The organism is Pseudomonas vanderleydeniana, assembly GCF_014268755.2.
GTDB classification, from domain to species: Bacteria; Pseudomonadota; Gammaproteobacteria; order Pseudomonadales; family Pseudomonadaceae; genus Aquipseudomonas; species Aquipseudomonas vanderleydeniana.
In genome coordinates this window covers 4,356,103-4,379,868 of the sequence record NZ_CP077093.1, presented here as the reverse complement: position 1 = coordinate 4,379,868, position 23,766 = coordinate 4,356,103, and the positions used below count along the sequence as shown (strand labels likewise).

The 23,766-nt window shown below is 56.8% G+C and carries 16 protein-coding genes and 2 pseudogenes; 7 read left to right on the top strand and 11 right to left on the bottom strand.

Features of this window, described 5'->3' with window-relative positions; genetic code table 11:
* Positions 1–12 precede the first annotated feature (12 nt).
* The 3 genes from HU752_RS19470 to HU752_RS19460 form a co-directional block, all read right to left on the bottom strand.
* Complete coding sequence (locus HU752_RS19470; protein ID WP_186679181.1) at positions 13–2,718, bottom strand: pentapeptide repeat-containing protein; 2,706 nt, start codon at positions 2,716–2,718, stop codon at positions 13–15.
* A 181-nt stretch (positions 2,719–2,899) separates the two neighbouring features.
* Positions 2,900–5,554 (bottom strand): DEAD/DEAH box helicase, encoded by a 2,655-nt coding sequence (locus HU752_RS19465; protein WP_186679185.1) that lies wholly within the window; start codon positions 5,552–5,554, stop codon positions 2,900–2,902.
* The gene (locus HU752_RS19460) at positions 5,551–6,537 is read right to left on the bottom strand and encodes a HamA C-terminal domain-containing protein (RefSeq protein ID WP_186679187.1); all 987 of its coding nucleotides are present in this window, start codon (positions 6,535–6,537) and stop codon (positions 5,551–5,553) included. The genes HU752_RS19465 and HU752_RS19460 overlap by 4 nt, the downstream gene beginning before the upstream one ends.
* Positions 6,538–6,776: 239 nt before the next feature.
* Between HU752_RS19460 and HU752_RS19455 the strand changes: the two are divergent.
* Both HU752_RS19455 and HU752_RS19450 read left to right on the top strand, forming a co-directional pair.
* Positions 6,777–7,155: pseudogene (locus tag HU752_RS19455) on the top strand (histone-like nucleoid-structuring protein, MvaT/MvaU family).
* Between the two features lie 508 nt (positions 7,156–7,663).
* Positions 7,664–8,032, top strand: coding sequence for a hypothetical protein (locus HU752_RS19450; RefSeq protein ID WP_186679197.1), 369 nt, complete (start codon positions 7,664–7,666; stop codon positions 8,030–8,032).
* A gap of 118 nt (positions 8,033–8,150) precedes the next feature.
* Here the strand turns inward: HU752_RS19450 and HU752_RS19445 are convergent.
* The 8 genes and pseudogenes from HU752_RS19445 to HU752_RS19410 form a co-directional block, all read right to left on the bottom strand.
* Positions 8,151–8,537, bottom strand: a pseudogene (locus HU752_RS19445) (aldehyde dehydrogenase (NADP(+))); the annotation flags it as partial.
* Between the two features lie 68 nt (positions 8,538–8,605).
* Positions 8,606–9,106: a hypothetical protein gene (locus HU752_RS19440; RefSeq protein ID WP_186679199.1), complete on the bottom strand. Its 501-nt coding sequence runs from the start codon at positions 9,104–9,106 to the stop codon at positions 8,606–8,608.
* A 24-nt stretch (positions 9,107–9,130) separates the two neighbouring features.
* Entirely contained in the window at positions 9,131–10,318 is a 1,188-nt protein-coding gene (locus tag HU752_RS19435; protein ID WP_186679201.1) for a DUF3800 domain-containing protein, read from the bottom strand.
* Between the two features lie 870 nt (positions 10,319–11,188).
* Complete coding sequence (locus HU752_RS19430) at positions 11,189–12,769, bottom strand: aldehyde dehydrogenase (NADP(+)) (RefSeq protein ID WP_186679203.1); 1,581 nt, start codon at positions 12,767–12,769, stop codon at positions 11,189–11,191.
* A 204-nt stretch (positions 12,770–12,973) separates the two neighbouring features.
* Positions 12,974–14,527: a galactarate dehydratase gene (gene garD, locus HU752_RS19425; RefSeq protein WP_186679586.1), complete on the bottom strand. Its 1,554-nt coding sequence runs from the start codon at positions 14,525–14,527 to the stop codon at positions 12,974–12,976.
* Between the two features lie 79 nt (positions 14,528–14,606).
* A complete protein-coding gene (locus tag HU752_RS19420; RefSeq protein WP_186679204.1) occupies positions 14,607–15,974 on the bottom strand; it encodes an MFS transporter in 1,368 nt (455 codons plus the stop codon).
* A 105-nt stretch (positions 15,975–16,079) separates the two neighbouring features.
* Positions 16,080–16,991, bottom strand: coding sequence for a 5-dehydro-4-deoxyglucarate dehydratase (kdgD, locus tag HU752_RS19415; protein WP_186679205.1), 912 nt, complete (start codon positions 16,989–16,991; stop codon positions 16,080–16,082).
* Positions 16,992–17,277: 286 nt separating this feature from the next.
* Positions 17,278–18,177 carry a LysR family transcriptional regulator gene (locus HU752_RS19410; RefSeq protein WP_186679208.1) on the bottom strand — a complete coding sequence of 300 codons (900 nt, stop codon included), beginning with the start codon at positions 18,175–18,177 and terminating at the stop codon, positions 17,278–17,280.
* A 100-nt stretch (positions 18,178–18,277) separates the two neighbouring features.
* Here HU752_RS19410 and HU752_RS19405 point away from each other — a divergent pair, with 100 nt between their 5' ends.
* The 5 genes from HU752_RS19405 to HU752_RS19385 all read left to right on the top strand — a co-directional run bounded on the left by HU752_RS19405 (position 18,278) and on the right by HU752_RS19385 (position 23,704).
* The gene (locus HU752_RS19405) at positions 18,278–19,516 is read left to right on the top strand and encodes a 3-hydroxyacyl-CoA dehydrogenase (RefSeq protein WP_186679212.1); all 1,239 of its coding nucleotides are present in this window, start codon (positions 18,278–18,280) and stop codon (positions 19,514–19,516) included.
* Positions 19,513–21,300: an acyl-CoA dehydrogenase C-terminal domain-containing protein gene (locus HU752_RS19400; protein WP_186679214.1), complete on the top strand. Its 1,788-nt coding sequence runs from the start codon at positions 19,513–19,515 to the stop codon at positions 21,298–21,300. The genes HU752_RS19405 and HU752_RS19400 overlap by 4 nt, the downstream gene beginning before the upstream one ends.
* Before the next feature lie 78 nt (positions 21,301–21,378).
* Positions 21,379–22,542, top strand: a complete 1,164-nt coding sequence (locus tag HU752_RS19395; protein ID WP_186679216.1) for an iron-containing alcohol dehydrogenase — start codon at positions 21,379–21,381, stop codon at positions 22,540–22,542.
* A gap of 357 nt (positions 22,543–22,899) precedes the next feature.
* Positions 22,900–23,097, top strand: coding sequence for a hypothetical protein (locus HU752_RS19390; RefSeq protein ID WP_186679218.1), 198 nt, complete (start codon positions 22,900–22,902; stop codon positions 23,095–23,097).
* A 55-nt stretch (positions 23,098–23,152) separates the two neighbouring features.
* Positions 23,153–23,704 carry a DUF2857 domain-containing protein gene (locus tag HU752_RS19385; protein WP_186679221.1) on the top strand — a complete coding sequence of 184 codons (552 nt, stop codon included), beginning with the start codon at positions 23,153–23,155 and terminating at the stop codon, positions 23,702–23,704.
* Positions 23,705–23,766 lie beyond the last annotated feature (62 nt).

Genomic DNA, 23,766 nt, shown 5'->3' with positions numbered 1-23,766 from the left:
CATATGAGGGGGTTACGGCTGTTTTTTTCTAGACCTAGTTTTCGATTTTATGGTGCCTCGAAAACTACAGCGGGTCAAATCGGCATTTTCAAAATTTGTAAATTCAAGAGTGGCTTCTGCAAAATTGCTGCCGGAAAGTTTTGCATCTGCAAAGCTTGCAAAATCAGCTTTGACGTATGAGAAATTAGATAGCTCCAAGTATGATCCGGCGAAGTTCGCATGCTTGAGGAACGCTGAATTTAGATAGCTCTCCTCCATATGAGCGTTTTTGAAAGAGGTTTTATAGGCTCTGGCGCGGCCTAAGACAATCCTGAAAGCTTGAATGTTGTCAAGGATCGAATGAGCAATATCAGCACCATAGAGATCCGCAAAATCCAAGCTTACCCCAGAAAGATCAAGCCAAGAAAGGCAGTTGAGCGCGATACCTGACTCCGGGCCGCTTCGTTGCTTCTGAATTCGCTTTAACCAAGTACCGAATGCAGTACGGTCAGGATGGTCGATTTTGGAAACCGTTTCAACTGCTATCGCGCATGCATTCAGAGTGGCGAGCAAAGTCTCCTCAGCATTTCTAGCTTGGTGAGCGCAGTCGTGGAATGTTATCGCAGATGCGACTTTTTCCATAGGCATGCCATGGCGTAACACGTGATTGAATAGCGAGATTAGACAATCTTGTGCAGCCAGAATCGCCTCATGCTCCATGAGTAAAACTTCCGACTCAAGAAATTTGTGTATATTTTCTGAAATTGCTGTTGGCCCGCACACCTCACCCCAGTGTGTCAGCGCATCAACATCACTCCAGCCTCTTCCACGAGACTTGCCAATACTCTCACGTCTGCTTTTCTCCTCTATGATGTCGCACATGGCCCTGACAATTCGTCTTGCAGCTAGGTATTCACCGAAGCTTTTATGTGTAAACACGAAAGTTGGATCACCTTTCGGGCGCGAGCCGTGCTGACGAAAGAAAAATGCTGCAAGCAGAGACGTGATACCAACCTTTGCACCATCTTGAAATGCGTCAAGTTGTTCTCCGAAACCTCCTAAGCGGCAATACTGTTCAATTTCGCTTACCGTCGTAGTGCGTCCATCTCCGTGCCAGGCAGCCAGCCCAATTTCTTCCAGGATTAAATAAAAGTCGTCGATATCAATACTTCGGATAGATTCATGTTTTCGACCATTTTCATAGCCTCGCTCGTAAATAGCTTGCACAAGATCATTGTAAATCTCATTAAGATTGACATGATCAGTAAAATCTAATTTTCCTCGGCAGTAGCTAAGTGCCAGCAAGTAGTTTAATAGGGGCTGGGCGGTAATTTCATTGAGATCGGGACGGTCTAGCTCTGGAGGGATACCATCATAAGTTCTTCCGGTGAGTGCCCCATAATTCCTCCACCAATCTGACCTAAGATCACTCTCAAGAAGCTTGTCCGGATCATAATAATCGCTCCGGTCTTGATAGTTAACTACCAGCGGGTTGTGAAAATACGGCATGATTGTAAGGACTTGATGAGGGCGCCGAAATTCAGACTCGCTTTCTTGGACCACAACCTCTCGCCCGCTGAATAGAACTCTCAGGGCAAGAGAGTGCATGTTTAAACGATCGACAGTCTGCTGGACGCTTCTCACGAAATTTCTAGCTGTAGTTGCAGCTGCGCGGCCTTGGCTTGCCAGTTCGTCCAAGCCGTCCAGTATGATCAAAAGCTCCGGAAAGCTGTAATCTTTTTGCAGTGGATTATTTTTTAGTATTCCTTCATCTCGTACGAAACGCCCAATTTCATCAATAAAATCTCTACTAGGATCGATGAAGTGCAAAGGTACCAGAAGGACCTTTATTTTATTTTGGCTGGCGATATGCGCGCTGTAAATTTTAGAAAAGGAGGATTTACCGCTACCCGGGCCACCACTAATTGCACGAACAGCATCATCTTTTTTTGAAGAGGCTAGCCAGTTATCCAGCTCATCTATCAAGCGCACTACTACTCGCTGTTTGGTTTTCGATTCTTCAAGTGATTCGTTTTTGTCGCCTTTAGTTTCATAGTATGCGTTCAGTGGGATGTATATCTGGCGCAAGCCGAATGGCTCTCCGAATACTGGTTCCTCCAGTCGCATTTGAAGTTGGGCGCTGTACGCATCCCAACTATTTATATGCTCTATAGTGCTTGTGAAGGGAGAAGATAATGCGCTTTTTATCGTCTCGTATTCAGCTTTGTTACGCTGCCACTCTTTGTGAAGGGAATAAGCTATGTAGCCGGGCAGCCTGGAAGATATTGTGCATGCTATGCTTTTCGAATGCCCTTGGCGGACAAGCCATTCAATTATTGCTTCTTGAATAGAATTGACTATTGGTAGGTTCTGGGGTGCCAGGAAAAAGTCTTCAGTAATTTCGAAGTTGCCGATATGCTGTTCTAGCAGTATTTCAAAGCTGCCGAAGTAATCTGTTTCACCTATTACCTCCTTGGTGTCTTCAAGCAACGCCTTTATAGCGGTAATTAAAGAGTTTTGTAGTAGCGTATACGCCATGATCTCTGGGCCAGTTTCGGCAAGGCCGATTGCGGCCATTGCATCAAGCCCATCGTCGCCTAGATCGTCAAACTTCCCTAGCAAGGCATGTCCGGCTCCTTTCGCCAGCGCGATCGCGAAAGATTTTACATCCAATGAAATAGGTCTTTTTATTATTGGCGTGTTTTTTTTAACTTTTACTCTTGGTCGCTGACTTGCCATGCAGAACGTCCTGTTATGTAGATATGCTTGGTCGGCTTGTATTTTTATGTTTTTTCTTATTAGTTTCTAATGTGTTAGGCGATTCGAGAAAATAAATCCGTCCCGAATGGCAATATTTTAAAGTAAATGGCGCGTGAGTTAAGTTTTTGATGGAGCTGGTGACCCAGCTCCATGAGCGATTTTAGTATATTTCCTGCTCAGTCCTTTTCGTGAGTCCTGAGCGTTCGAGGTACCTGCGGAGGAGGGGGGAGAGCCGGGCAGTATTGTATTTTTGTAGCCAGGCTTCAACATTTTCCACGTTCGTTGGTAGATCCTTACGTAACTTAAGCGCAATGCTTCTATTAATGCCAAGTGACATCAGTTCAAGAACTCTTGGATCGTAACTGCCGAGCTCAATCATTGAAGGCAGACTCAGAGCATATGCATGTTGCTCATGCTCTGACTCTGGTAGACATGCCTTTGTTATGTCTGACCAAAGAGAAAAGTATTTGACGAGTTTGAATGTAATGTTGCTACTTATATTCTTTGTTACATGGCTGGCTGCCCTGTCAACGCTTCGGGTTTTAGTGCTGCCTTCAGAGTCATCATCTTTATCGGAGTCGTCAGGGTTTGCGGTGAGCTTTACCAGGAATTTGTCAATAAAGTACCGGTGCGGCTTTCCGGACATCCACTGGAAAGCATCATAAACTAATGGGCGTATGCCAATGTATTCGCCCCATTTTGAGTTGACTTCTGCCTCTATATGGAAGATTGAGTCCAGTCTCCGGGCAATGTCATCGAATTGCTCATAGAAGCTCAAGTCTTCAAAGTCAATTTCTTCAGTTGGCGTTGTTGAACGTCGAGAGTTAGGAAAGCTTGTAGGAATCCATGCATATGGATCTGAATGAATTTTTAGGTAGAGCTGATTTTGAAGCAGAGGATCTACATAGGGGTTCTGGCGGAGGAGTTCCAAAGGGATCGAGAGCTGATTTTTGATCTCGGAGAGCTTCTCTTCAAGAAGAACTCGATTCTGAGGATTTATTTGTGCCGTATCTAGGAGACGCTCAAAATGCTTTTGGTCGGATACGAATAGATGCCTAAGATAACAAATGGTGGTGTAAAGGGCTCCACCCTCTTCGTCCTCAACTATCTCACTACGTGTTGCAGTGGCCAGGCGGATTAAGGTATCCGTGTGTTCCTGCAGAATAGAGGTGGTGTTAGGCTTGATCTTGGTTTTTTCATCATTTGTCAGTCTTTCTTCACCCCACTCTTCGTCTTTAACCTCTAGGCAATAAACTTCGCCATAGAGGTTTGTGCTAATGCGTCCAGCACGGCCAATCAAGTTTTTGAACTCGAACGGAGTTAATGGGGTTGTATCATTTTTTGGGTTGATGACAATAAGCTTGTCTGCAGGAAGGTTAACGCCTTGTAGAAGAGTAGAGGTGCATACAAGGCTGGTAATCGCCTCTCGTGAGTAAAGTTCTTCGATCTCAATCCTGGCGATGTCAGGAAGCCCAGCGTGGTGAAACGCCACGCCATTTTTCAAGGTTCTGATGAGCGAATAATCGGGATGGATCTCCTCTGCCAGAAAGTCAATGAGCTCGCCAATTGCTTCCGTTTGCTCAAGGTTAGCCTTGTTCGAAGGAGGCAGTTCAAGTGCCCAGCTTTCAGCTGTGGACTTACGAGGAGCGAAGATGATGCAGCTTTCATCCTGTTTGAGATTTTGCAGAAAGATTGAAATTGCCTCTCCCTTTTTCCCCTTCGCCTTTGAATACAGCTTCTTATTCAAGACGGTCGTGCCTGATATGATGTTACCAGTCTGACTGAAAATGCGATATTCGGCTGTAGCTGTCCGAGGAAGAAACGTGACGGTAGCTCTAACTTGGAACACTGGCGTGGCGACGGTCGTCTCATCAATGAGATCTAGTCCCGAAAGCTCTTTTAAAGGAGTGACTATGTCTTCAATGAAGGGGCCCGCAAAGATAAATTGGCTGTTCGGGAATCGTGCAACAAGGCCATAGAGGCAGTTTTCGAAAACCATTCCTCGACCTTCTGCTTCAAGGTTATGGACTTCGTCAATAAAGATAATTGAAGGTGGTCTCGTAGTTTTATCTTGCAGTAGCTTGTTGCACCGCTCTGGAGTCAGAACGTAGATGATGGATTTATCGTCCTCATCCTGAGGGCGGTATGTGGTGTATACGTGAGCATTGTCTTTGAGGTCTGACTTGAAGTCCATGCTGACCTGGTTGATTAGCGCTTTAGTCGGTACCACAAAAATTGCGGTTTCAGGCTTGGCTTTCAGTTTTTCAACAATATATCGTCTGATGATGAACGACTTGCCCGCAGATGTAGGCGCGGAAATGGCAACGTTAGATCCGTTTCGAATCGCTGACCAAAGCCTTGCCTGGTAATCTGTAAATACGAACTCTCCAGCGCCTTCCAACTTGTGGGTTAACCTTCCCCTAGTAGCACCTAACTCAAGGTCTAGAAGAGCACCAAAGCTATTCAGGTATTGACCATTTTCAAAAATGTTGGGGATGTGTTTGCTTGATAATAAATTCCCAGATCTGGATTGAATAATGTAGCAGGCGCGTTGATATGCTGCGTTGTCGGGGGAGTAGAGGTGTAATAATGCCCCAAACGAGTTGGCTAGGTTTTTCAGGGCTTCAGACTTGCTGAGTGAAATGATAGATGCAAGCCATGTGGCATTCTGAAGTTTTTGTAATGATATCGGAACTCCTTCCTGGGTTCCGGCCTGCTTGCTGAGAAATAGATGCTTCAGCAAGTTGTCGTAAGTCTCTACAAAGTCCTCATCCCTAGACGCCTCTAGGGGTAGGCTTTCAAAATCTCTGTTCATTTGCTGGCCTTCCTAGCTGCTTTCTTAGGCTTTGGATCCTTAGGTGGTTCTTTGAATTCAATGCCGTGAATTTGTTTGAAAAGAGTCTTTTTGAAAGCTTCAACGCTGCTCATTGGTATGAGGAAGAATTCGAGAAATAGCTTTCGTAATTCTGATTTGTTGTCTAGTCTTGATCTTATGCTCTTGACCGCTTCTGTGGTATGCTCTTTAATCCACTCGGCAACAAGTTCTTCTGCATGATCTTTGCTGCTCGCTTCCTCCTCAATGCTGTCAATTTTCTTTTCGTCATAAATGAGGAGTATTGGAAAGATTTTGTTGCAGGCTTGATATTCTTCTGTTCCAGGGCGAAATGCTTTAAGTAGGGCTTTCACTTGGTCAAGAGTGAAGTTTTTTGAAATATTAGATCGGGCGATAAAAAGCTCATGGTCTAGCGAGCTTGGTAGGTAGTTTTGGTTGAATCTGTCGATTGATTCTAATGAGCTGCCAATCGCTCCGCCTAGCTCTTGGTATATTTTGGATTCGCCGATTAATATAGATATATTGCTGTGCCTTTCTCCAAAGAATATACCATCTCCACCTTTTACTTGATCTTTCACGTTGGTGAGCAAGCTTAGTTTGTGGCATACCATCGGAGTTTCGAAAATGGCTTCGACTAGCAGATAAAGTATTAGCTCGCCGTACTTTCCATCGAACACTGGATCGGTGTTTGCGAAAAAACTAGACGCCATCGGGAACGGGTTTTCGTCTCTGGCTCTGTATTCATCCAGTTCGTTTTTATCGAATACATAATGCTCGATTCTGTTTCCGACATACTTTGCTAAGGCTAGGCTTTCTTGGCGATTCCCCGAGAATTTCAGGGACAATGCGTGTGCTCGGACTTTGAGGTCCAGAACCTCAGGGATCCGATGGAAGAAGTTCTCGACCCAATCAGTTTTGACGGTGAGGCAGTCACTCCAAGTGATACCCTCGAACAGCTTTTGCATCTGAATCCCTTCTGGATGGCTGTGTAGTGCCAGAATGATACTACAACCGTTTCGCTTGGTGTTTCTCCTGCGACAAACGAGCTAGGTGGGGGCCTCGTCGGATGAACTTTATTTCGCGCTTGGCCCCTAAAATGGCCCAATTGACTAGGAGGTTCCACGAGGAAATGCACAGGTACATTGGGTGTATAATGTTCAGTATCGCGGCTCTAGTCCTACCTCCACACAAGGAAAGCCACCCCATGTCCCGCCTGGCAGAATTCCGCCAACTCGAGCAGCAACTCGCCGCCCAGCTCGCTGAGCTCGAAGTACTCAAGGGCAGCTCAGAGCTGTAGAAGGAAATTGAGTTTGAAACCAAACTGCGTAACCTACTCGTCGAGTATGGCTGCAGCCTTCGAGACGTGGTCAACATTCTGGATCCGCAGGCGAACCGTCGTGCAACTGCTCCTAACAGTGGCTGAAAAGTAGCCGCGCTGCGCCAGCCAGGCCAAGCAGTATAAGAACCCGCATAACGGCGAGAACATCGAGACCAAAGGCGGCATCCACAAGCTGCTGAAGGAATGGAAAGCCGAGTACGGCAGCGACACTGTCGAGACCTGGTTGACTCCTAAATTGCCTTGAGAGTCCGGCTCCAATGCAACGGTCGTGATTGCAGGGCTCTGGGGTGGAGCTGGATACGAAAAGGCTCCGGTGACCTAAGTCTTCCGAGGCCCTATCTAAAGCCGAGCTACTCAGTGGTTTTGGAAGTCTGTGCCGTGGCTTCGCACGGCGTCCTGCCCCCTAGCGCTTCATGTTACCTAGCTTCTAAGGTCAAGGTGGAAGGGTCTTCCTAAAAATCTAATATTTCCCACACGATTCAGGCGTGGGACAATATTGTGTGCGCCAAAGGTCATGGCTACAGTCCCAAGGTCGCTGCAAATTCAGCGATACGGGTTTTGCAGCCCGGGACAACAAAGGCGCACAACGCCGCGATCAGCGGCATTTTTTCGTTCGCGTTATGGCGAGCTGTGCGCAGGAGGCTTCGGCCTGCCGGTTCCTTTGTTGCCGGTCTGCAAACCTGTGTACGGCTCGCCACCCCTCGTTTTGCAGCGTAGGTGACGGGCTCCTGACCCAACAAAGGAACTCCACCATGACCAAGAAAATTATCCCTGATCCGCCGCCTGCCAACAGGGCTTTCGGCACAGACAACACAGCATCCAGCACCCGCTTACTCGACAGTCTCACATTCACCCGTTTCCGCCCCGTTGCTCCAGAATCCGTTAATAAACCTTCCTTGTTCGTCATCCAGCAGGGCGTCACTGCCTATGACGCGCTGGCCCACGTCTCGCGCCTGCTCGAAACGGCAGAACTCAACGGCGACGAACTCAGCCTGCACACCGATCCTTTCGAGCGGGCATTGTTCTGGAGCATGCTGCATTCCGTGGAGATGGCACGGGCAGTGGTCGATGCGCTGCTGGATGGCGTCCCTGTAGCGAACCAGATATCCCCCGAAAACTGAAGACCCTCAGGGGGAGGTCGCTCCTCCCTTCAAGCGGACATGCACCGCTCCGGAAATAAAAAGCCCCGCCAAAGCGGGGCTCTCTCTACCAACGCCGCAATCAGATCGCCGCATCACTCTACTGCCCATTCACCAGGCGACGCAGCCCCAACGGGTTGCCATCACGCAGCGCCTCAGGCAGCAGCGACTGCGGGTAGTTCTGGTAGCACACCGGACGCAGGAAGCGATCGATCGCCAGGGTACCCACCGACGTCCCACGGGCATCGGAAGTCGCCGGGTACGGACCACCGTGAACCATCGCATCACACACTTCAACGCCAGTCGGGTAGCCGTTGATCAGGATACGGCCGACTTTCTCTTCCAGCAGTGACACCAGCCAGGCGAAGGCTTCGAAGTCTTCCGCTTCACCGATCAGGGTGGCGATCAGTTGACCACGCAGGCCGAGCAGGGCAGCGCGCAGTTGCTCGCTGTCCTTGACGGCGACGGTGATCGGGCCGAAGACTTCTTAGAAAATAGATCCGTCACCTTGTCTGCTTGAATTGCTTCCCTCGTCTGCATCTCAGTTTGTTCTGGTTAGGGGGGGCTACCGAAAAGCTTTTCATACAGGTCATTTACCGTATTCAGCTTTTCGAACTGGCCTCTGTTCAACACTCGAATATTGGGCCTTTGCGCTTTTACGCCACCAGCATCGCCTTTCGTGTGCTTCGCGATTTTCAGATGATCCAGACTTGGCAAGGGAAACCCTGGAGCCGCCCCATAGAAATAATACGGCCCCAGCTCGAGGGTTTCATTGTTGAAATAGACCAGCACCACGCAACCAGATGGTTTCTTTGACAAGGCGATATGGATTTTCTGCGATGCCGTGGCAGACACCACGAACGCCGCCTTGAGCTGGGTATGCCTGATGATCCCATTTGACTCAGCAATAATGTCGTAGCCTGAGTTATCGACTTCCGGCTTAGCTATTTCGAGGGTGAAGTCTTTGTTTAGCCACGAAAACTTCAGTAGCTCGCCGATGAGCAAGTGCTCAATCAACTTTTCACGGTATGACGAATGCAGTGAGTGTTCAGACATCTCTATTTCTGCTTAGCATGTTTTTTAAACAAAGCCATTCGGCCCATGCCTGACTAGCTGGTCAGCAAAAAGCACTTCATATTTTTCAATATCTGCCGGAACCATAACTGTATGAAATAGCATTCCGCACTCTTCAATAGATCCTTCAAGCAAAGACTTAAGCTTGACAAAGGTTTTTTGCTCCATTGGATTTAAGCCTTTCAAAAAGAGTTTGACATCCTCAAGCGAAGAGTCTTCCAGATACGCCAACAAAACTCTAAAAATTCCTGCCACACAATCCGCAACTTGAATTGGCAGGCTCTCATTTGATTTTATAAAATCGTAGTCGTATGTGTCACTTTTTTCCATTGCAGCAAACACGCTGTCTATCAGAGGCTTAACCTTGTCCTCTTCATCGAGAATATGTTCAGATGCCGGAAACGTAGAAATTCTATTCACATAGAAATTTGAAAAATCACCTATAAGATATTTTTCATCATTCCCATAGACGAGAGTAAACTCTAATTCATCAGCATTAAGCTCAAGCCGTTTATACATGAACAAGCCTAACCGCATAAGATCGGCGCACAATCCATTTGGATCTGCATCTTTCAAATCTTTAGGGACCAATTTTACCCACGCATCTCGATTAAAGTCATGAAGTGCTTTAAGAAATGGGACGGCTTTTGGTTTCTCAATTTTGGGGTAGCCAAATTCATTAAGCAGATTTATAAATCCAACCTTGTCGTTTTTAATCAGCTTATACAAACAATCCTTGTAGTAGTGCTGACTTAGTGTTTCCTCCATAGACGCATCAAAACAGAGCAGGTCTTCCACAATATCAAGAGACGACCAGAAGGCGGTGTTTATTGAGAACACATGGATAGAAACATTGTGTTCGACAAGCCAACTCAAGATGTTCTGAACTCTGCGATTCCCAAGGGTAAATTTCAGAGCTTGATAAGGGGTAAAACCAGCTTTTAAAGCAACAATGCTTTTGAACTTCAACTCTTCAGCAGATTTATCAAGCCTCAGAGATTCTTGAAGCGCTACGAAATCCAAATCTGATTGGTGTTCTTTTAACGCAATACCAGCTAATACAAATATTGGAGATATTTTTTGATTGGGGTCGCTATCAATATTATACTTTCCCTCTCGCAGGGAGAAGACTCGCATGTTATTCGACTCATCGTAGTAAAGCTTGTATTTTTCAGGCACTTCGATGTTATGCATTCCGAGATTCCTTCCTCAAATTGATCAGCGCTTCTCTATTCCCTAATCTTAATCCTTTGTGATGCCTAATAGCCAGCACAGGTAGGGCAATAGTAGCCTCATCAGATTGCCCTACCCTGCTCGACCACAAGCCAGTGTGGTTGGCCTGAAAGCATGAGGTCGCATTGAAAGGGCTTCGTAGCTTCCTGCCTCGTAAAAACGCTACAGCACGCTCCTACATGCGTTTCCGTGAACGCTGCGGCCTGACGTCAAAGGTTCGGTGACACACACCACTACGAGCCGTAGCCCTTTAGAAGTCTGCACTCAGATAAAGTATTAGAGGTGCAGCACAAGGAGGGGAAAGTTTCGGGGTAAATGCAGGCAGGATGATTCAGACAGGCACAAAAAACGGCGACTTGTGCGTCTTGGGTAGCTACAAAAATTGCTACAAACTACTGCTACAAATCGCTGTTTCGCTAACTTTGTAACTAATTGATTTGAAAGGGATTTCCTATAATGGCAGAGAGATAGGGATTCGAACCCTTTCTACTCATATCGCATGCCGCCAGCGCAAAAAAATCTGTTCTTGAGAGAAAATTTTAACCCGTTTCAACGTCCGCTTCTGACCGATTGCTGCCGTTCGCGAGCGATCGCTATGTGCGCTTAGCGGATTTGTGAGTACAGCCTCGACCTTGATTTAACCATAGCGGCTGTCAGAACTGGCCATCACAACGTTTACCCTGCTCAGGAATATGGTGGTTGACCGCTAACGCCATTGGCGTTCACATCCATGAACTCCAGCCGATTGGTATCCGTGTCCTTCTCAAGCTCACACACGCCCCCCAACGAAAAAGCCCCGCCAAAGCGGGGCTCTCTCCATCAACGCAGCAATCAGATCGCCGCATCACTCCACTGCCCACTCACAAGTCGACGCAGCCCCAACGGGTTGCCATCGCGCAGTGCCTCAGGCAGCAGCGACTGCGGGTAGTTCTGGTAGCAAACCGGACGCAGGAAACGATCGATCGCCAGGGTACCCACCGAAGTACCACGGGCATCGGAAGTCGCTGGGTACGGACCACCGTGAACCATCGCATCACACACTTCCACACCAGTCGGGTAGCCGTTGATCAGGATACGGCCGACTTTCTCTTCCAGCAGTGGCACCAGCCAGGCGAAGGCTTCGAAGTCTTCCGCTTCACCGATCAGGGTGGCGGTCAGCTGGCCACGCAGGCCGAGCAGGGCAGCGCGCAGTTGCTCGTTGTCCTTGACCTCGACGGCGACGGTGGTCGGGCCGAAGACTTCTTCCTGCAGCAGTGGATCGGATTCCACCAGCAGGCGGGCATCAGCCTTGAACAGCTGGGCACGGGCCTGGCTGCCTTCCTGGGTTTGACCGGCCAGGTGCTCGATACCGGCGTGAGCCTTCAGGTGCTCCAGGCCGCCGACGTAGCTGCGCAGGCCACCGGCGTTGAGCATGGTCTGGCCCGCCTGCTGGTCCAGGTGCTGACCCAGCTCACCCAGCAGTTGGCTGTACTGTGGCGATTGCAGGCCGATGACCAGGCCCGGGTTGGTGCAGAACTGGCCGGCACCCAGGCAGACGGAGCCTGCCAGTTCGCGCGCGATGGCTTCGCCACGCTTGGCCAGGGCGCCCGGCAGGACGATCACCGGGTTGATGCTGGACATCTCGGCGAACACCGGGATCGGCTGTGGACGCTCGGCGGCCATGCGGCACAGGGCGTCACCACCTTTCAGGGAACCGGTGAAACCAACGGCCTGGATGGCCGGGTGCTTGACCAGCCACTCGCCAACGCCACCGCCGAAGACCATGTTGAACACGCCTTTTGGCATGCCGGTACGCTCGGCCGCACGCTGGATGGCGCAACCGACCAGGTCGGCCGTCGCCATGTGGCCGCTGTGGGCCTTGAACACGACTGGGCAACCTGCCGCCAGGGCCGCAGCGGTGTCACCACCGGCGGTGGAGAAGGCCAGTGGGAAGTTGCTGGCGCCGAACACGGCAACCGGGCCTACACCGATGCGCATCTGGCGCAGGTCGACGCGTGGCAGGGGTTGACGCTCAGGCAGGGCCAGGTCGATACGTGCACCGAGGAAGTCGCCACGACGCAGCACCTGGGCGAACAGGCGCATCTGGCCGCTGGTACGGCCGCGCTCACCCTGGATACGGGCAGCGGGCAGGGCGGTTTCGCGGCAGACGACGGCGACGAAGCTGTCGTCCAGCTCATCCAGTTCGGCGGCGATGGCGTCGAGGAATTCGGCGCGACGGGCTGGGGCCAGTTGGCGGAACTCGGCGAAAGCGGCGGCAGCGGCCTTGGCCGCCTGGTCCACTTCGGTTTCGGTGGCCTGGGCGAAGTGGTAGGGCAGGGCTTCGCCAGTGGTGGCGTCCAGGCTCTGCAGACGCTGGGTGCCAGCGGCGCTGCGCTGACCGGCGATGAAGTTGTGGCCGAGGATCTCAGGCATGGAATGCTCCTTTAGAGAGAAGTGAAGGAAGGAATGCGGATGGAATGGGCTGGCTCGATTCCCTGTAGGAGCCGGCGGTGCGGCGACCCGACTTGCCCGCGAAGCAGGTACCGCGGTGTAGGGCACCGGCTTTGCCGGTGTTCGCGGGCAAGCCCGCTCCCACAGGGGCCGCAATACAGGGATAGGACGAGCCAGATCGGTGCATCAGGTGATTGGCGCCGGGTTGAACAGGGTGATGTCGTTGTGCAGCTTGTGCTGCTCGGCCCAGGTCTGCTTGCGGCCGCTGGCGACATCCAGGTAGTAGTGGAACAGCTCCCAGCCCAGTTCCTCGATGCTCGAACGGCCGGTGGCGATGCGCCCGGCGTCGATGTCGATCAGGTCGGGCCAGCGCTCGGCCAGCTCGGTGCGGGTGCACACCTTGACCACCGGGGCCATGGCCAGGCCGTACGGGGTACCGCGACCGGTGGTGAACACGTGCAGGTTCATGCCGGCGGCCAGTTGCAGGGTGCCGCAGACGAAGTCGCTGGCCGGAGTGGCGCAGAAGATCAGGCCCTTGCGGTTGACGCGCTCGCCCGGGCCGAGTACGCCCTGGATGGCGCCGCTGCCGGACTTGACGATCGAGCCGAGGGATTTCTCGACGATGTTCGACAGGCCGCCTTTCTTGTTGCCGGGCGTGGTGTTGGCGCTGCGGTCGGCGGCGCCTTGTTGCAGGTAGCGGTCGTACCAGTCCATCTCACGGACGAGGGCGTCGGCGACGTCCTGGTTCTCGGCGCGGGAGGTGAGCATGTAGATCGCGTCGCGCACTTCGGTCACTTCCGAGAACAGCACGGTGGCGCCGGCGCGTACCAGCAGGTCGGCGGCGTAGCCCAGGGCCGGGTTGGCGGTGATGCCGGAGAAGGCGTCGCTGCCGCCACACTGCATGCCGAGGATCAGCTCGCTGGCCGGCACGCTTTCACGGCGGCGCTGGTCGAGTTTCTTCAGGCGCGTTTCGGCCAGGCCCATGATCTGCTCGATCATTTCGCTGAAGCCCATGCTCGCGTCCTGCAGGCGATACAGCCACGGCTCGCTCAGGTCGACCGAGGGGTCGTTGTCGTGCATCACCTGGCCGGCCTGCAGCTTCTCGCAGCCGAGGCTGATGACCAGCGCTTCGCCGCCCAGGTTGGGGTTGCGCGCCAGGTTGCGCACGGTACGGATCGGGATGTAGGCGTCGCGGGCGTTGATCGCCACGCCGCAGCCGTAGCTGTGGGTGAGGGCGACCACGTCATCGACGTTGGGGTATTGGGGCAGCAGCTCGGCCTTGATGCGCTTGACCGCGTGTTCGAGCACGCCGGTCACGCATTGCACGGTGGTGGTGATGCCGAGGATGTTGCGGGTACCGACGGTGCCGTCGGCGTTGCGGTAGCCTTCGAAGGTGAAGCCTTCCAGCGGGGGCAGGGCGTCAGGCACGGCATCGCAGCGTGGCAGGCTGTCCAGCTCGGGGGCGGACGGCATGGCCAGTTGGCTTTCCTGGACCCAGCTGCCTTGGCGCAGGTCTTCCAGGGCGTAGCCGATGATCTGGCCGTAGCGGCGAACCGGTTCGCCCTTGGCGATCAACACGGTGGCGACCTTGTGGCTCTGCGGTACGGCTTCCACCAGCGTCAGGCCGTCGGAGAAGCGGGCGCCTTCGCCCAGGCCGCCGTCATTGACCACCACCACGACATTGTCGTCGTCGTGCAGGCGGACGTAGCGGGGCGAGTCAGAATGTTCGATCAACTGCATGGTCGTGCCTTTCTTATGGATTCTCAGGCTTTGTACTGCGCTCATGCCCGGCGGCTGCCGGGCATGAACGGGTTCTTACTCAGTGACGCGCACCCGCGACCTGGATCGTGGGGTTGGCATCCTTTGCCGATTCATCCTTTGGGCCGTCACGCAATTCGATCCGCTTGATCGGGCCGACGATGACCAGGTAGCTGAGCACCGCGACCAGGGCGTTGGCACCGACATACACCAGGGCCCACTTGAACGAACCGGTGGCGCTGATGATGTAGCCGATGACGATCGGCGTGGTGATCGAGGCGATGTTGCCGAAGGTGTTGAACAGGCCACCGGACAGACCGGCGATCTGCTTGGGCGAGGTGTCGGCGACGACCGCCCAGCCCAGTGCACCAATGCCTTTACCGAAGAATGCCAGGGTCATGAAGCCGACCACCATCCATTCCGCCTCGACGTAGTTGCAGAAGACCATGGTGGTCGACAGCAACAGGCCGCAGACGATCGGCAGCTTGCGCGAGAAGGTCAGCGAGTTGCCACGACGCAGCAGCCAGTCCGAGATTACACCACCGAGCACACCACCGATGAAGCCGCAGATGGCCGGCAAGGAGGCGATGAAGCCGGCCTTGAGGATGGTCATGCCGCGTTCCTGCACCAGGTACACCGGGAACCAAGTCAGGAAGAAGTAGGTGATGGCGTTGATGCAGTACTGGCCCAGGTACACGCCCAGCAGCATGCGGCTGGTCAGCAGTTGCTTGATGTAGTTCCACTTCGGACCGTCGTTGGCGCGCTTCTGGTCCATGTCCACCAGGCCGCCGTTCTGCTCGATGTGCTCGAGTTCACCCTGGCTGATGCGTGGGTGTTGTTTCGGGTTGTAGATGGTCTTCATCCAGATGCCCGAGAACACGATGCCGAACACACCCATGACGATGAACACGTGTTCCCAGCCGAAGGTGTAGACGATCCAGCCCATGATCGGTGCGAACAACGCGGTGGCGAAGTATTGCGCCGAGTTGAAGATCGCCGAGGCGGTACCGCGTTCCGCTGCCGGGAACCAGGCCGCGACGATCCGGGCGTTACCCGGGAACGATGGGGCTTCGGCGAAACCGACGAGGAAACGCAGGGTGAACAGGGTCACCACCGACCAGGCCACCGGCATGCCGCCGACGAAGCCCTGCAGCATGGTGAACAGCGACCAGCTGAAGATACTGAAGGCGTAGACGTTTTTCGAACCGAAGCGGTCGAGCAACCAGCCGCCAGGGATCTGGCCAGCCACGTAGGCCCAGCCGAAGGCGGAGAAGATGTAGCCGAGGGTGACAGCGTCGATGCCCAGGTCTTTCTGCAGGCTGGAACCGGCGATGGCGATGGTGGCCCGGTCTGCATAGTTGATCGTGGTCACCAGGAACAGCATGAGCAGAATCAGGTAGCGCACATGCGTCTTTTTAGTCGCTTGCATGCCTTGTACTCCCACTAGTTATTTTTGTGCGGGCTAACGAATTGTGAACGGAGCCGGCGGTTAACCCGGCTCCGTGTGCGGCTGTGGCAGTCCGCGGGGTCGCGCTTATTGCGGACCCATCTTGTCCATCAGGGCCGCCAGGGCTTCGTATTCCTGTGCGGTCAGGTCGGTCAGCGGGGTACGCACCGGGCCTGCGTCGTAGCCGGCGATCTTGGCACCGGCCTTGACGATGCTCACGGCGTAGCCGGCCTTGCGGTTACGGATGTCCAGGTACGGCAGGAAGAAGTCGTCGATCAGCTTGCCAACGGTGGCGTGGTCGTCACGGGCAATGGCGTTGTAGAAGTCCATCGCGGTTTTCGGCACGAAGTTGAACACCGCCGAGGAGTAGACCGGTACGCCCAGGGCCTTGTAGGCAGCAGCATAGACTTCAGCGGTCGGCAGGCCACCCAGGTAGCTGAAACGATCACCGAGGCGGCGACGGATGGAGACCATCAGTTCGATGTCGCCCAGGCCGTCCTTGTAGCCGATCAGGTTCGGGCAGCGCTCGGCCAGCTTTTCCAGCAGGTCGGCGTTCAGGCGGCAGACGTTGCGGTTGTAGACCACCACGCCGATCTTCACCGATTTGCACACGGCTTCAACGTGGGCGGCCACGCCGTCCTGGCTGGCTTCGGTCAGGTAGTGCGGCAGCAGCAGCAGGCCCTTGGCGCCCAGGCGCTCGGCTTCCTGAGCGTATTCGATGGCCTGGCGGGTCGAACCGCCGACGCCGGCGAGGATCGGGACCGACTTGGCGCAGGTATCAACGGCGGTCTTGATGACCTGGCTGTATTCGCTGGCGGCCAGGGAGAAGAATTCACCGGTGCCACCGGCGGCGAACAGGGCGCTGGCGCCGTAAGGGGCGAGCCATTCCAGGCGCTTGATGTAACCCGCGGCGTTGAAGTCGCCCTGGGCATTGAAGTCGGTCACAGGGAAGGACAGCAGGCCGTGGGAAAGGATGGATTTCAGTTCTTGTGGAGTCATTGTTGTAGGTATCCAGTGGCACTTGGGTGGAAGGAATTTCTGTGGAGGTAAGTTATCGTACAACTTAACCGAAAGCTAGTGCCTTTTATCTCGATTGAGGGTGTCGAGGTGTTTGCCTCAGGGCCGTCCTCGTCCGCGGTAGATCGCCCCGTTATAAAGGGCGGGCTATGTGTAACCGAAGATTTCATGGGCCGTTGGGCGCACGGAGTACGGGCCGCCCTCAGACGAGAGAACGGTGGAGAGGTCATCGTACGATTGCGCGGCAGTGGCCGGTTCCCGCCAGGATTCAGGCTGCGCGGATGTCCATGATCCGTTCCACCAGCCAGGCCAGCGCCGGGTCGTGCTGGCGATGCGCGAGGTAGACCAGTTCCATCTCGAACGGCTCCAGCGCGAACGGCAGCTCGAACAGTTGTAGCGGCAGCAATTGCGCGAAGTGTGTGGCGAGCGATGTCGGCAGGACCACGCACAGGTCCGAGTCCGCCGCCAGGTGCGCAGCCTGCAGGTAGTTGGGCGTGGTGTAGACGATGCGCCGCGACAGGCCCTGTTCGGCCAGCCACTGATCGACCATGCCACGGGTCTGTCCGCCATGGACCCACAGGTGGCGCAAACCGAGGAAAATGTTCAGGTCGAGCGTGCCGTTGACCACCGGATGCTGCTTGCGCACGGCGATGCGCAGGGTTTCGTTGCGCCAGTGGCGGCGTTCGAACCGTGCTGGCGACTCATCGAAGCGCCCCAGCACCAGGTCCAGCTCGCCGCGATCGAGGGCCTCGACCGGCAGGCTCGGAGGCAGATGCACGACATCGACCCGCAGGTGCGGCGCCTGTGTCTGCAAGGTCGCGAGCAGGGCGGACATGCACAGCTGTTCGGCGTAGTCGGTCAGGGCGATACGCAACTGCCGGTGACTGCGGCTGGGGTCGAAGCTGTTGTCGCCGCCCAGGGTCTGTTCGATCTGTTGCAGCGCGGCGCGAATCGGTCCCTCCAGCGCCAGGGCGCGCGGCGTCGGGCGCATGTGCCGGCCGACCCGGACCAGCAGCGGATCGCCCAGCAGGTCGCGCAGGCGTGCCAGGGCGTTGCTCACGGTGGGCTGGGTGAGGGCCAGGCGTTCGGCGGCGCGCGAGACGTTCTGCTCGCGCAGGAGCATGTCCAGTACCCGCAGCAGATTGAGATCGAAGGTCGATATATTCATGGCTGAAATACATGGGATGCAAAATTAAAATTTCAAAAATACTAGGGCCCTGACTAGGGTTGCGGCAATCCCTTCGTTCATCGATTCAGGAGCGCCGCGAGTGAGCAACCCCTACAACGTTCAGCAGACCGCCGTCATCGGCGCCGGGACCATGGGCCGCGGGATCGTCATCAGCCTGGCCCGGGCGGGGCTGCCCGTGCTGTGGCTGGATAACGATCCGAAAGCCACCGAGGCGGGCCTGGCGATGCTTGCCCAGACCTGGCGCCAGCAGGTGGACAAGGGCCGTTTGACCGGCGAGGAGGCCGACGCTTGCCTGGCGCGGGTGCGCCGGGTGTCGGGCTATGCCGAGCTGGCCCAGGTCGACTTGGTGATCGAGGCGGTGTACGAGAACCTGGCACTCAAGCAGGAGATCTTCCGGACCCTGGACGCCACCCTCAAGCCCGAGGCCATTCTGGCCAGCAACACCTCGGCGCTGGACATCGATGCGATCGCTGCCGTGACCCAACGCCCCGCGCAGGTGCTGGGCCTGCACTTCTTCAGTCCGGCCCATGTCATGAAACTGCTGGAAGTGGTGCGCGGTGCCGCGACGTCGCCCGCCGTGCTCGACACCGCGCAGGCCCTGGGGCGGCGCATGGGCAAGGAAGTGGTGGTGGCGCGCAACTGCCCGGGCTTCATCGGTAACCGCATGCTCGCCACTTATGTTGCCGAAGCCCGCAAGCTGCTGCTGGAAGGGGCCTTGCCACGGCAGGTGGACGAGGCCTTGCAGGGGTTCGGTTTTGCCATGGGGCCGTTTCGCATGTACGACGTGGTCGGCAATGACCTGCAATGGCGTGCCCGCCAACTGGCCGGGCAGGGCATGGACGCGCCGCTGGTGCAGGTCGACAACGCGCTGTGTGCCCGCGAGCGCTTCGGGCAGAAGGTGGGCAAGGGCTACTACCGCTATGCGGCGGGCAGCCGTGAGGCCTTGCACGACCCGGAAGTCGATGAACTGGTGATCCAGGTTTCCAGGGACCTGGGGATGCGTCGGCGCGAGGTCGACGACGCGGAAATTCTCGAGCGCTGCCTGCTGGCGCTGGTCAACGAGGGGGCGAAGATTCTGGAGGAAAACATGGCCGCCAGCAGCCACGACATCGACCGCGTGTACCTGTTCGGCTACGGCTTTCCGCAGGCCACCGGCGGCCCGATGCACTGGGCCGACGAGCAGGGTTTGGGCTTGATCCTGGCACGGCTGGAGCGCCTGCAGGGGCTGTTCGGTGAACATTGGCGACCCGCCGGCCTGATCCTGCGGCTGGTGGCCGACAACCGGCGCCTGGCAGACGTGCGGGAGGGCCAGGCATGAACTACCGTGCCCCGCTGCGTGACATGCGTTTCGTGCTGCATGAGGTGTTCGACGTGGTGCAGCACTGCCACCGCCTCGGCCATGGCCTGGATGGCGAGACGATCGACGGCATTCTCGAACAGGGCGCGCGCTTTGCCCGCGAGGTGGTCGCACCCCTCAACCGCCAGGGCGACGAGCAGGGCTGCCGCCTGGAACAGGGCCGGGTACTGACGCCGGAGGGCTTTGCCCAGGCCTACCGGCAATACGTCGAACAGGGCTGGGCCAGCATGACCGGCCCGGTCGAATACGAGGGCCAGGGCCTGCCGCAGATGGTCTCGGCCAGTTTCCTCGAAATGATCATGGGCGCCTCGCTGTCGTTTCGCATCTACTCCGGCCTGACCGAAAGCGCGGTGCTGGCCCTGCATCGCCATGGCAGCGACGCGCTCAAGCGCGACTACCTGGGCAAGCTGGTCAGCGGGCAGTGGACGGGCACCATGTGCCTGACCGAGCCGCAGGCCGGCACCGACCTGGCGCTGTTGCGCACACGGGCCCGTCCCGAGCCCGATGGCAGCTACCGCATCAGCGGCAGCAAGATCTTCATCAGCGGGGGTGACCAGGACCTGAGCGAGAACATCGTGCACCTGGTGCTGGCCCGGCTGCCGGATGCGCCGGCCGGTGTCCGTGGGATCAGCCTATTCCTGGTGCCGAAGTTCGAGCCTGATGCCCACGGTGCCCCGGGGGCCCGCAATACCGTCGAGTGCGGCGCCCTGGAGCACAAGATGGGGATCAAGGGCGCGGCGACCTGCGTCATGCACTTCGATGACGCCCGTGGCTGGCTGGTGGGGGAGGCCAACCAGGGGCTGGCGTGCATGTTCACCATGATGAACGACGCGCGCTTTCAGGTCGGGTTGCAGGGCCTGGGCATTGCCGAGGTGGCGTTCCAGGGGGGCTTGGCTTATGCCCGTGAACGGTTGCAGTCGCGCAGCCTGGCCGGGCCGGTGGCCCCCGAGCGTGCGGCCGATCCGATCATCAGCCACCCCGATGTGCGCCGCATGCTGCTGACCCAGAAAACACTGGTCGAAGGCTGCCGCCTGCTGGCGGCGTGCGCGGCCCGTGAACTCGATCTGGAACAGGGCGATCCGGACCCGCAACGGCGTGAGGCCGCGGGCCGGCGAGCGGCATTGCTGATCCCGATCGTCAAGGCGTTCCTCACCGATGTCGGCCAGGAAGTCTCCAGCCTGGCCGTGCAGGTCCATGGCGGGCACGGCTACATCCGCGAGTGGGGCATGGAGCAGTTGATGCGCGACAGCCGCATCACCCAGTTGTACGAAGGCACCAATGGCATTCAGGCGCTGGACCTGATTCGGCGCAAGCTGATGGCGGACGGTGGCGAGCAGTTGCAGAGGCTGATCCAGGAACTGCGAGAAGACGCGGCGGCCTGTCGTGACCCGGCCCTGGAGGAGATGGCCCGGGTGGTCGGCCAACGCCTGGAACAGTGGCGTTCCCTGACCGGGCACGTGCTTGAGGTTTGTCGCGCCGATCCGCAGGAGATCGGCGCGGTGTCGGTGGATTTCCTCGCCTATTCTGGCTACGTGCTGTTGGCGGCGCTGTGGTTGCGCGCGGCCGGCCGTGCCAGCGCGGCCCTGGCCCGCGGACCGGACGATCGCGCGTTCTACCGGGCCAAGCTGCAGGCCGCGGATTTCTACTGGCGCCGGGTGTTGCCACGCGCCAGTGCCCATCACGAGGCGTTGCTCGGTGGCGCGCAGTGCCTGATGGCCATGAACGAGGACCACTTCGATTTCTAGTCTGCTTTCCCACACGGCCGTTCGTGCAGGCAGCGCGGCGGCCGATGCCCTGAATACAAGAACAAGAGGAACCTGGACATGCAGCCATTCAGCTTCGCCACCACCGCGCAATTGCTCTGCGAGTCGGGGGCCGCCACGCGCCTGGCGCAACTGTGTCAGCAGCGTGGCGCCCGTCGGGTGCTGATCGTCACCGACCCCGGCATCATCCGCCTGGGCCTGCTCGATGACCTGCTGCCGGCGTTCACCCAGGCCCGCCTGAGCGTGGCGATCTTCAGCGATGTCTGCGCCGACCCGAGCGACAGCTGCGTGCAGTCGGCCGTCGAGCGGGCTCGCCACATCGGTGCCGAGTTGATCGTCGGCTTTGGCGGCGGTAGCTCGATGGATGTGGCCAAGCTGGTCGCTTTCCTGGCCCACCCCGAATGCATCCAGCAATTGCCGGAGCTCTATGGCGTCGACCGCGCCCAGGGACGGCGCCTGCCGCTGATCCAGGTGCCGACCACCGCCGGCACCGGCTCGGAGGTGACGCCCATCGCGGTGGTGACCACGGGCGAGGCCAGCAAGATGGGCGTCGTCTCGCCGATACTGCTGCCGGACCTGGCATTGCTCGATGCCGAACTCACTCTCGGCCTGCCGCCGGCGATCACGGCGGCGACCGGCATCGACGCGATGGTCCATGCCATCGAGGCCTACACCAGCAAGATCAGGCGCAACCCGCTGTCCAGCCTGCTGGCCCGCGAGGCATTGCGCCTCTTGGCCAGCCACCTTGACCAGGCGGTGCACCAGGGCGACAACCTCGCCGCCCGCCAGGCCATGCTGCTGGGCGCCTGCCTGGCCGGACAGGCCTTCGCCAACGCACCGGTCGCCGCGGTGCACGCGCTGGCCTATCCCCTGGGCGCGCATTTCCATGTGCCGCATGGCTTGGCCAACTCGTTGGTGCTGCCACACGTGATGCGCTTCAACCGCGCCGAAGCCCTGGCCGACTACGCTGCCCTGGCGCCCCTGTTGCTCGGTGAGCGCCTGCAGGCCGGCGACCCGCAGACGCAGTGCGCCCAGTTCATTGAGGAGTTGGCACAACTGGCGCCTCGCTGCGGCTTGCCGACCCGGCTGCGCGAAGTGGACGTGCCGCGCGAGTTTCTTGGGCAACTGGCCGAGGATGCCATGCAACAGCAGCGCCTCTTGGTGAACAACCCGCGCGAGGTCGGCCTGGCCGATGCCTTGGCGATCTACGAAGCAGCCTTCTGAGGCGCGATGGGGCTGCGCCACACCGTCCGACGACGTCGGGCGGGTCCAACGCTTCATCCGCCTGCCATCCGTGCCTGGGCGTCGAATCTGCTGACGGTCCCGGGTGCTCCCTGCGATCAATCCCCCACAAATGACGCCTGCTTTTTCCGGCAGGCGGGACGCCTTGTCTTACAGAAAGCCTTGAGCGCAGCGACTACATAATTAGGGGCATCACAACATTGGGCGGTGTGGGAGAGGGCGGCGGCGCCGAATCACGGGTGTGGTTTCGCGAGCGGCCCGAGGAAAGTTCGCCATGCCTGCTCGACCATCCAGTCCGTCGCACCTGGCTGCGATCGCGATCACAGGGAGTACACACAAATGGATTTGAGTTCCGATACCAGCGCTGACCAGACCTGCATGGTGCTGCTCAGGATCAACCAGGCGTCATTGCGGCGGGACGGCTTTCTGTTCGAGCTGGCCAGCCACGTGGAAGGCTGGGCGGGTGTCGAGATCGTGAGTGTCGAGTTCGGCCGTTGTGATGAACACGGTCCGGGCTCGTCGGAGACCCTGGCGTAAAGCAAACCGGTCCATACGCGGATCGTCATCTGACCATGGAGTGGTAGAGGTTTATATGCAAGCGTTGAATCTGGCTGTCGCCTTTCAAATCATGAGCAACATCAAGAACGGGCAGCTGCGCAGTTGCCTGGCCATGGGGTTCGAGGAAAAGGACCTGCAGACGCTGATCGATCCCCGGTGCATGGGGGCGTTGGTGAACTCGCCGGTCCCCTGGTTCAAGGTGCAGGTCGATGGTGATGTCGTCCATCGACTGCTGTCGCGCACCCGTGACAGTGACGAGGAGGAACAGATCAGTCGGGCGCTGCGCCTGGGGGCCAGTTCACCGATGATCCTGGCGTTGTTCGGACTGTCGCCCAAGGAAGTTTCCACCCGTCGCACGATGTTGGGCATCCCGTACCGCAAGGGCCGTTGGCCGACGGTGCGGCAGGACGCGGAAATGCGCCTGTGGGGGCACTGGGTTCGGCTGACCCGGGAGCTGGGCACCGATACGCGCGACCCGCGTTCGGTGTTGCAGGTGGCGATGCTGATGACCGAGTGCGAACCAACCCTGAACCTGGCCATGGTCTGGAGCCTGGTCCAGGGCTGGATCGACGAGCAGTTGGTGTGACGCAGCCCTGAGCGGACGAGGAGGGGCGGCGGCTGTGGACCCGCCCCTCAAGCCTTGCGCGG